Annotated in this window: 7 protein-coding genes; 4 read left to right on the forward strand and 3 right to left on the reverse strand. The window is 71.0% G+C overall.

Going from position 1 to position 8524, the window contains the following annotated elements; all coding sequences use genetic code 11:
- Positions 1 to 72: 72 nt before the first annotated feature.
- The gene (locus tag ACWEJ6_RS53840; protein ID WP_452433481.1) at positions 73 to 621 is read right to left on the reverse strand and encodes a hypothetical protein; all 549 of its coding nucleotides are present in this window, start codon (positions 619 to 621) and stop codon (positions 73 to 75) included.
- A gap of 75 nt (positions 622 to 696) precedes the next feature.
- Between ACWEJ6_RS53840 and ACWEJ6_RS53845 the strand changes: the two genes are divergently transcribed.
- Positions 697 to 1467, forward strand: coding sequence for a PP2C family protein-serine/threonine phosphatase (locus ACWEJ6_RS53845; RefSeq protein ID WP_352349865.1), 771 nt, complete (start codon positions 697 to 699; stop codon positions 1465 to 1467).
- 115 nt (positions 1468 to 1582) lie between these two features.
- Positions 1583 to 2572 (forward strand): CHAP domain-containing protein, encoded by a 990-nt coding sequence (locus ACWEJ6_RS53850; RefSeq protein ID WP_452433483.1) that lies wholly within the window; start codon positions 1583 to 1585, stop codon positions 2570 to 2572.
- An 11-nt stretch (positions 2573 to 2583) separates the two neighbouring features.
- Here the strand turns inward: ACWEJ6_RS53850 and ACWEJ6_RS53855 are convergent, their stop codons facing one another.
- Complete coding sequence (locus ACWEJ6_RS53855; protein WP_449916286.1) at positions 2584 to 3636, reverse strand: glucose 1-dehydrogenase; 1053 nt, start codon at positions 3634 to 3636, stop codon at positions 2584 to 2586.
- Positions 3637 to 3762: 126 nt separating this feature from the next.
- Here ACWEJ6_RS53855 and icmF point away from each other — a divergent pair, with 126 nt between their 5' ends.
- Positions 3763 to 6969 (forward strand): fused isobutyryl-CoA mutase/GTPase IcmF, encoded by a 3207-nt coding sequence (gene icmF / locus ACWEJ6_RS53860; RefSeq protein ID WP_452433486.1) that lies wholly within the window; start codon positions 3763 to 3765, stop codon positions 6967 to 6969.
- A 140-nt stretch (positions 6970 to 7109) separates the two neighbouring features.
- Entirely contained in the window at positions 7110 to 7610 is a 501-nt protein-coding gene (gene tpx, locus ACWEJ6_RS53865; protein ID WP_352324335.1) for a thiol peroxidase, read from the forward strand.
- Between the two features lie 7 nt (positions 7611 to 7617).
- On the opposite strand, the gene ACWEJ6_RS53870 is transcribed toward tpx, so the two are convergent.
- Positions 7618 to 8524, reverse strand: a 907-nt coding sequence (locus ACWEJ6_RS53870; RefSeq protein WP_452433487.1) for a TIGR03619 family F420-dependent LLM class oxidoreductase, incomplete at its 5' end; no start/stop codon positions are given.

The following is an 8524-nucleotide window of genomic DNA, read 5'->3' on the forward strand; positions in this document are numbered from 1 at the left end:
ACGGCACGCCGGTGCAGGGGAAGCGTCATGCGAAGGACGTTACCGCGCGCCCCCGACCTGCTCCAATGCGCCTCAAGTCCGATTTTTTGCCCATAGCGCGGCGGCCGGCGGCAGGAGCAGGGTGCCGACCCCGCAGGCCGGGTCGAGGACGGTGGCGCCCTCGGCGCGGACCAGCCGCAGCATCAGTTCGGCCACGTCGTGGCGGGTGACCGAGAGCTGGCGGGAGTGGGCCTCCAGGTATCGCTCGCAGAGGAACTCGTAGGCCGTCAGCGCGCCGTGGCGCTCGGCCAGCTCCGACACGAGCCCGGCCAGCTCGGGCTCCAGCTCGCTCTTCCCGCTGGTCAGCAACGTTCCAGCCTGGGCGACCAGGTGGCCCAGCCGCAGATCGCCGGCGGCTTTCAGGCGTTGCCACACCCGATCTGCCAGCGAGACCTGGTAGGACTTCCCATAGCGGCGCAGCCAGGACTCGATCTGCCGCAGCGAGAACAGCGGCTGGTTCGCGGTTCCGCCGATCGGCTGGGGGAAGTCGTCGTGGCGGCGGCGCCAGTTGCTCACCGCGGCACGCCCGACACCGGCGAGCCGGGCGATGTCCCCGGCGTTCACGGTCGGGTCGTGGCTCATGAGGCCACAGTAGTTCACAAGAGTCTTCAGCGCATCTGCTTGTGAAGTCTTTCAACCAATGATTTACTGCTGGGTATGAAGCACAACATCCGCTATGCCGCCGGATCAGACGTGGGCCGTCGCAGGGAGCAGAACGAGGATTCCGGCTATGCGAGTGGCCGGTTGCTCGTGGTTGCCGACGGCATGGGCGGGCACGCGGCGGGCGAGCTGGCGAGCTCGGCGGCGATCGCCGTCATGCGCGAGCTGGATGCCACGCTTCCCGAGACCGGCTCGGACCTGGAGGCGGCCCTGGAGGGCGCCGTGCACGAGGCGGCCCGCAGGCTGGTCGAACTGGCCGACATCGACCCCGCCCGCCGGGGGATGGGGACCACGGTGACCGCCATGCTGTGGGACGGCTACCGGTTCGCCCTTGCTCATCTGGGTGACTCCCGCGGATACCTGCTTCGTGATGGTGCGCTCTATCAGATGACCAAGGATCACACACTTGTGCAGTCGATGGTGGACGAAGGGCGGATAACGGAGGATCAAGCCGCCGTGCACCCCCGGCGGTCCATGGTGCTGCGCGTCCTGGGCAGCGAGGGCAGGGCCGAACCGGACATGGCGCTGCGCGAGGCCGAGCCTGACGATCGTTACCTCCTCTGCTCCGACGGGCTCACCACCGTGCTCGGGCCCGAGGTCCTGCACGAGGTGCTGACCACGGTGGCAGACCCGGCGGCGGCCGTCCAGCGGCTCATCGACCTGGCGAACGAGGGCGGCTCGCCGGACAACGTCACCGTGATCGTGGCCGACGTGGTGGCGCCGGGCGCGGGCGAGGTGAGCGTCTACCGCGTGGGCGCCGGAGCCTGACGAGGGACGCACCACCCGTCACATGCGTCCCAATGCCGAAATTTGGGCCCATAAATAGACACTTTCTGAATGATTCGAGCAATTTCGCGATGGCGCTACTACAGTCCATCGTGATTTGTCGGTTTTTCGGGGAGGAGTCACCCTGGACCCGATCGCGGACGCGCTGCTGAAGCAGGTACGGCAGGAACTCGGTTACAAGGAGAAGAGCGGCCAGAGCACCAAATTCGGCCAGTGGTACGCGGATCGCGTCCAGGACACCCAATACCGCAACGCGCCCTGGTGCGACATGTTCATCGCCTGGGCGGCCGACAAGACCGGCCTCGGCCCGTACGTCGGGCAGTTCGCCTGGACGCCGTCCCACGCCGCCTGGTTCATCAAGCAGAAGGCCTGGGCGCAGCGGCCCGAGCCCGGCGCGCTGGTCTTCTTCGACTGGGGCGGCGGAAAGAGCTACAAGGGCGTCGACCACGTCGGGATCGTGGAACGGGTCGAGGGCAGGAAGATCCACACCATCGAGGCCAACGTCGACCGCGTCTGGCTCAAGCGCAAGGTCAGGGACACCGACAAGGTCGTCGGCTACGGCCTTCCCCGGGTGGTCAAGGCCGCGGCCGACCAGGCGACCGAGATCCGGTCGACCGAGCGGCCGTTCGTGCCCGCGCCGCGCACGGACGCGGGCCGGTCCTCGCCGCTCGACGTCCTGGGCACGCCGCCCGCGTTGCTGGTCGCGATGGTGCTGGTGACCGTCGTGCTCTCCTTACGGGTGACCGGCCGCCGTCGTGGCGTCCACCGCCGCTTCGGCTGGCTGCGGTTCTGGAACGCGCCAGAGGGCCGCGGTGACGGCCGGACGAGGGACGCCGAGGAATGGGCGCCGCGCGTGACCGTGCTGACCCCCGCGCCGCCGCCGCGCGAGGCCGCCGGGGTCCGCGTGGGCAGCGCCCCCGCCGCGCCCGCCGCCTCTTCCACGCAGGCCGGGCCGTCGTCCTCCGCCGCGCTCCGGCAACGCGCCGTCCGGGCGGCGGCGCCCGAGGTGCCCGCCCCGCGCGACGGCCGGACGGGCGCGGGCCACGTTCCCGCCAACCGCCGCAGGCCCTACACCCCGAAGAGCTGAGGCCGCGAGGATCAGGAGGTCAGGTCGAGGACCACCTTGACGTCGCCCGGCTCGTGGCTGAAGGCGTCCTTCGCCTGGCTGAGCGGCACGCGGCGGGTGACCAGGCGTTCGAGCCAGCTCCGGTCCGCCTGGGCCAGGGCGGTCGCGGCGTCCCGGAAGTGGCGGAGGTTGGCGTTGACCGTGCCGAAGATCGCGTCGTTCTCCAGGACGATGTCCCGGTTGATCTCGCTGACGTCCAGCCGGTGGGTGCGCCCGCCCGCGCCGAGCCCGGCCAGGCAGACGATCCCGGCCGCGGACGTGCAGGTCAGCGCCTCCATGACGAGCTGCCCCACGCCCGTGCCCTCGATGATGATGTCCGGTTTGTCGTCGGTGAAGGCGTCCAGGCCGGAGCCCACGTGGTACGTCGCCCCCAGGTCGGCCACCAGCGCGGGCTTGGCCCCGCCCGCCTCCCGGTCCAGGACGTGCACCTCCAGCCCGCGCTGCCGGCCCAGCAGCGCCGCCAGCAGCCCGATCGGCCCCGCGCCGGTCACCAGCACCGTGCGCGGCTCGAACCAGGCGCGCGAGCCGATGCGCTCGATGTGCTCCCACGCCTTGGCCACCACGGACGTCGGCTCGACGAGCATGCCCACGCTCTCCAGCGACGGGTCCAGGCGCACGGCGTACCCGGCCTCGACCGCCCACTGCTCGCTGGCGTAGCCGTCGATCTCCTTGATGCCGCGCTCGGTGTAGCGGCCGTTGCGGCACATGTCGAACTCGCCCCGCGCGCAGGCCCCGCACGGCTCGGGATCGGGCCGGCGCACCACGCCCACGACCAGGTCGCCGGGGGAGAAGGCGGACCCGTCGGGCACCTGGAGCACCCGGCCGAGCGACTCGTGGCCGATGACCATGCGGCTCCTGCCGGGCGGCGCCCAGCCGTACTCGGCCGCCGCCAGCTCCCTGTCGGTACCGCAGACCCCCAGCGCCAGCCCCTGCACGAGCAGCTCCCCTGGCCCCGGCTCCGGCTCGGGCACCTCTTCCACCTCTAGCGTCCCCTGCCGGCCCGGCTCGAACGTCAACGCGCGCATCGGCGTCACCCCCTGGGGCAGTCCTTACCCAGACCGGAAGGAGCTACGAGGACGTCCTACTATCGAAATAGTTGGACGTCCTAGTATCTTTCGCAGGAGGGTCCCCTCACAAAGGAGTGATCAGGCGTGCACGTTCCGGCGTACCCTGTTCGTTTCGTGACCGCCGCGGCGCTGTTCGACGGCCATGACGCGGCGATCAACATCATGCGGCGCATCCTCCAGACGCAGGGGGCCGAGGTGATCCATCTCGGCCACAACCGGTCCGTGGACGAGATCGTCACGGCCGCCGTCCAGGAGGACGTCCAGGGCGTGGCCATCAGCTCCTACCAGGGCGGCCACGTCGAGTTCTTCACCTACCTGGTCGAGCTGCTGCGCGAGCGCGGCGCGGGTCACGTCAAGGTGTACGGCGGCGGTGGCGGCGTGATCGTCCCCGAGGAGATCGAGCTGCTGCACGAGCGGGGCGTCACGCGCATCTTCTCGCCCGAGGACGGCCAGCGGTACGGCCTGCCCGGCATGATCAACAAGCTGATCGAGGAGTGCGACCACGAGCTCGGCGACCCGCCGTCGGTCGAGGCCGTGCTCTCGGGCGACCAGGCGGCGCTGGCCCGCGCGATCACCTTCATGGAGTCCGGCCGCGCCTCCGCCGAGCTGGCCGAGGGGCTGAAGGCGGCGGTCGCCGTCCAGGAGCGTCCGGCACGGGTGCTCGGCATCACCGGCACGGGCGGTTCGGGCAAGTCCTCGCTCACCGACGAGCTGGTCCGCCGGTTCCGGGTGGACAACGACGACAAACTGCGCATCGCCATCCTCGCCATCGACCCCACCCGCCGGCGCGGCGGCGGCGCGCTGCTCGGCGACCGCATCCGAATGAACAGCCTGGGCCCCCAGACCTACTTCCGCTCGCTGGCCACCCGCGGGGCCGCCAACGAGGTCCCGGCCTGCCTCGACGACGTGGTCACCGCGTGCCGCGCGGCCGGCTACGACCTGGTGATCGTGGAGACCCCCGGCATCGGCCAGGGCGACGCCGGCATCGTCCCGCACGTCGACGTGCCCATCTACGTCATGACCCCCGAGTTCGGCGCCGCCTCCCAGCTGGAGAAGATCGACATGCTCGACTTCGCCGAGGCCGTCGTCATCAACAAGTACGAGCGCCGCGGCGCCGAGGACGCCCTGCGCGACGTGCGCCGCCAGCTCGTGCGCAACCGGGAGGCGTTCGGTCAGTCGCCCGAGGACATGCCGGTCTTCGGCACGATCGCCGCCCGCTACAACGACGCCGGCGTCACCGCCCTCTACCAGCACCTCAAGGGCCTGCTGCTGGAGGACGTCGGGCCGGGGCTGCTGCCTGTGGTGACCGAGCGCACCTCCAAGGCGGCCGCGGCCATCGTCCCGCCCGCCCGCGCCCGCTACCTGTCCGACATCGCCGACTCCGTCCGGACCTACCACGCCGAGACGCTGGCCCAGGCGGAGGTCGCGCGCCGCCGTCAGCAGCTCGCCGCCGTGCGGGAGCTCCTGGACGGCGAGGACGCCCGGCTGGCCGGGCTCGCCGAGCAGGCCGAGAGCGAGCTGAGCGAGGAGAGCCGCCGCCTGCTCGACGGCTGGCCCGCGATCAAGGAGGCGTACCGCAGCGACGAGCTGGTCGTGAAGATCCGCGACCGGGAGATCCACACCCCGCTCTGGCGCGAGACGTTGTCCGGCAACCGCATCCCGCGGGTGGCCCTGCCGCGCTTCAGCGACCACGGCGACCTGCTGCGCTTCCTGCGCTCGGAGAACCTGCCCGGGTCGTTCCCGTTCACCGCCGGGGTCTTCCCGTTCAAGCGCGACGACGAGGACCCGACCAGGATGTTCGCCGGCGAGGGCGACCCGTTCCGCACCAACCGGCGCTTCAAGCTGCTGTCGGAGGGCCAGCCCGCCACCCGGCTGTCCACCGCCTTCGACTCGGTCACCCTGTACGGCCACGACCCCGACCTGCGTCCCGACATCTACGGCAAGGTCGGCACCTCGGGCGTGTCCATCGCCACGCTCGACGACATGAAGGTGCTCTACGACGGGTTCGACCTGGCCGCGCCCAACACGTCGGTGTCCATGACGATCAACGGCCCGGCGCCCACGATCCTGGCCTTCTTCCTCAACGCCGCGCTCGACCAGGCCCTCGACCGCTTCCGCGCCGAGCAGGGCCGCGAGCCCGACGAGCAGGAGGCCCGCGACCTGCGCGCCCGTACGCTGGCCACGGTCAGGGGCACGGTCCAGGCCGACATCCTGAAGGAGGACCAGGGGCAGAACACCTGCATCTTCTCCACCGAGTTCTCGTTGCGGATGATGGCCGACATCCAGGAATGGTTCATCCAGAACGGGGTCAGGAACTTCTACTCGGTCTCCATCTCCGGCTACCACATCGCCGAGGCGGGGGCCAACCCGATCAGCCAGCTCGCGTTCACGCTGGCCAACGGGTTCACGTACGTGGAGGCGTACCTGGCCAGGGGGATGCGGATCGACGACTTCGCGCCGAACCTGTCGTTCTTCTTCTCCAACGGCATGGACCCCGAGTACAGCGTGCTCGGCCGGGTGGCGCGCCGGATCTGGGCGGTGGCCATGCGCGAGCGTTACGGCGCGGCCGAGCGCTCCCAGAAGCTCAAGTACCACATCCAGACCTCGGGCCGGTCGCTGCACGCCCAGGAGATGTCCTTCAACGACATCCGCACCACTCTGCAGGCCCTGATCGCCATCTACGACAACTGCAACAGCCTGCACACCAACGCCTTCGACGAGGCCGTCACCACCCCGTCGGCCGACTCGGTGCGCCGGGCGATGGCGATCCAGCTCATCATCAACCGCGAGTGGGGCCTGGCCAGGAACGAGAACCCGCTGCAGGGCTCGTTCATCATCGACGAGCTGACCGACCTGGTCGAGGAGGCCGTGCTGGCCGAGTTCGAGCGGCTGTCGGACCGGGGCGGCGTGCTCGGCGCGATGGAGACCGGCTACCAGCGCGGCAAGATCCAGGACGAGTCGATGCTGTACGAGATGCGCAAGCACGACGGATCCCTGCCGATCATCGGCGTCAACACCTTCCGCAACCCCGGCGCCGAGCAGTCCGACCCGCACAAGCTGGAGCTGGCCAGGGGCACCGAGGAGGAGAAGCAGTCGCAGCTCGACCGCCTGCACGCCTTCCACGAGCGCAACCGGTCGCAGGCGCCCGCGGAGCTGTCCCGGCTGCGCGAGGTCGCGATGTCCGACGGCAACGCGTTCGCGGTGCTGATGGACGCGGCCCGGGTCTGCTCGCTCGGCCAGATCACCGAGGCCCTGTTCGAGGCGGGCGGCCAGTACCGCCGCAACGTCTAGGCACGGCGACGGACGATGGCCCGGTGGGCGGCGGCCGCCGCTTCCGGGCCGCCGCTGTGCCGGGCCCGAGCCGCTACGGCGTAGTGGAGATCGCGCCGCTAGGATCGCTGGTCGGGGAACATCGCTATCAGGAGGCTTTCATGTCCGACGTCACTTTCAAGGGCAACCCGATCACCGTGGGCGGCGCCTTCCCGAAGCCCGGCGACGCCGCGCCCGCCTTCAAGCTGGTCGGCACCGACCTGTCCGACCGCACGCTGGCCGACTTCGCCGGCAAGACCAAGGTGCTCAACATCTTCCCGAGCGTCGACACCGGCGTCTGCGCGGCCTCCGTGCGCCGCTTCAACCAGGTCGCGTCCGAGCACCCCGACGCGGTCGTGCTCTGCGTCTCGGCCGACCTGCCCTTCGCCCAGAACCGGTTCTGCGGCGCCGAGGGCCTGGACAAGGTGACCATGCTGTCGCTCATGCGCGGGCGCGAGTTCCTCGCCGACTACGGCGTGGCCCAGGAGTCGGGCCCGCTGGCCGGCCTGGCCGCGCGCGCGGTCGTCGTGATCGACGCCGACGACAACGTGGTCTACTCCGAGCTGGTGCCCGAGATCACCCAGGAGCCCGACTACGAGGGCGCGCTCTCCGCGCTCAAGTAACCCGCGCTCAAAGCGCGCCGAGACGCTCACGGAAGTCGGCGGCCAGCTCCAGCAGGTGGTCGTCGTCGGCGGCGGTGTGCTGGAGGTCCAGGATGACCTCGTGGACCCCGGCCTCCGCCGCCTGCGCCAGGTACGCCGCGATCTCGGCCACCGTGCCGCTCCGCGGCGGGGCGCCGTCGGCGGTGATCACCGGGTTGGAGCGCAGGATCATGCGCAGGGCATCGGGGTCGCGTCCGGCCTGCTCGGCGCTTTCCCTGACCGTCTCCCACATCGACAGGAGCACGGGCACGGGCAGCGCGGCCGTCAGCCAGCCGTCGCCCCTGCGCCCGATCCGGCGCAACGCCTCCGGGGCGAACCCGGCCAGCAGCAGCGGCGGGCGGCGGGCCGGCTTGGGGTCGATGTGACTGGGCGCGATCGTCCACAGCTCGTGCTCGAACGTCACGGGGTCCGCGCCCCAGATCGCTTCCAGGGCGTCGAGGGTGGCCTCGTAACGTTCCGCCCGGCCCTTCCAGGGCACGCCGACGGCGGCGTACTCGTCGGAGGACCAGCCGAGGCCGAGGCCCGCCGCCAGCCGGCCGCCGCTCAGGTGGTCGATCGTGGTGAGCGAGCGGGCCAGCACCGGCGGGGGGTACCAGCAGGCGTTGAGCGCGCTGGTTCCCAGCCGGACCGACGAGGTCACGGACGCGGCCACCGCCAGCACCGCGAACGGGTCGAGGAACACCCGATGAGCCTCGGGCACGCTGCCGTCGCCCCCGGGATAGCGGTCCTTGGGCCGCAGCGGCGTCAGCAGCCGGTCGCCCGCCCACAGGCCGGCGAACCCCATCGCCTCGGCCTCGCGGGCCACCCGCGTCACGCTGCCCAGCGCGGCGAACCTGCCGTACTGCGGGACGGCGAGGCCGAGGTCCATGGGCGCG

The sequence above is a fragment of the Nonomuraea sp. NPDC004702 genome (assembly GCF_053601695.1).

What these genes read in the sequence shown, in the direction of transcription:
- tpx (WP_352324335.1), top strand. Translation starts at nt 7,110, where the DNA reads ATGTCCGACGTCACTTTCAAGGGCAACCCGATCACCGTGGGCGGCGCC.
- ACWEJ6_RS53855 (WP_449916286.1), bottom strand. Translation starts at nt 3,636, where the DNA reads ATGCGCGCGTTGACGTTCGAGCCGGGCCGGCAGGGGACGCTAGAGGTG.
- ACWEJ6_RS53840 (WP_452433481.1), bottom strand. Translation starts at nt 621, where the DNA reads ATGAGCCACGACCCGACCGTGAACGCCGGGGACATCGCCCGGCTCGCC.
- ACWEJ6_RS53845 (WP_352349865.1), top strand. Translation starts at nt 697, where the DNA reads ATGAAGCACAACATCCGCTATGCCGCCGGATCAGACGTGGGCCGTCGC.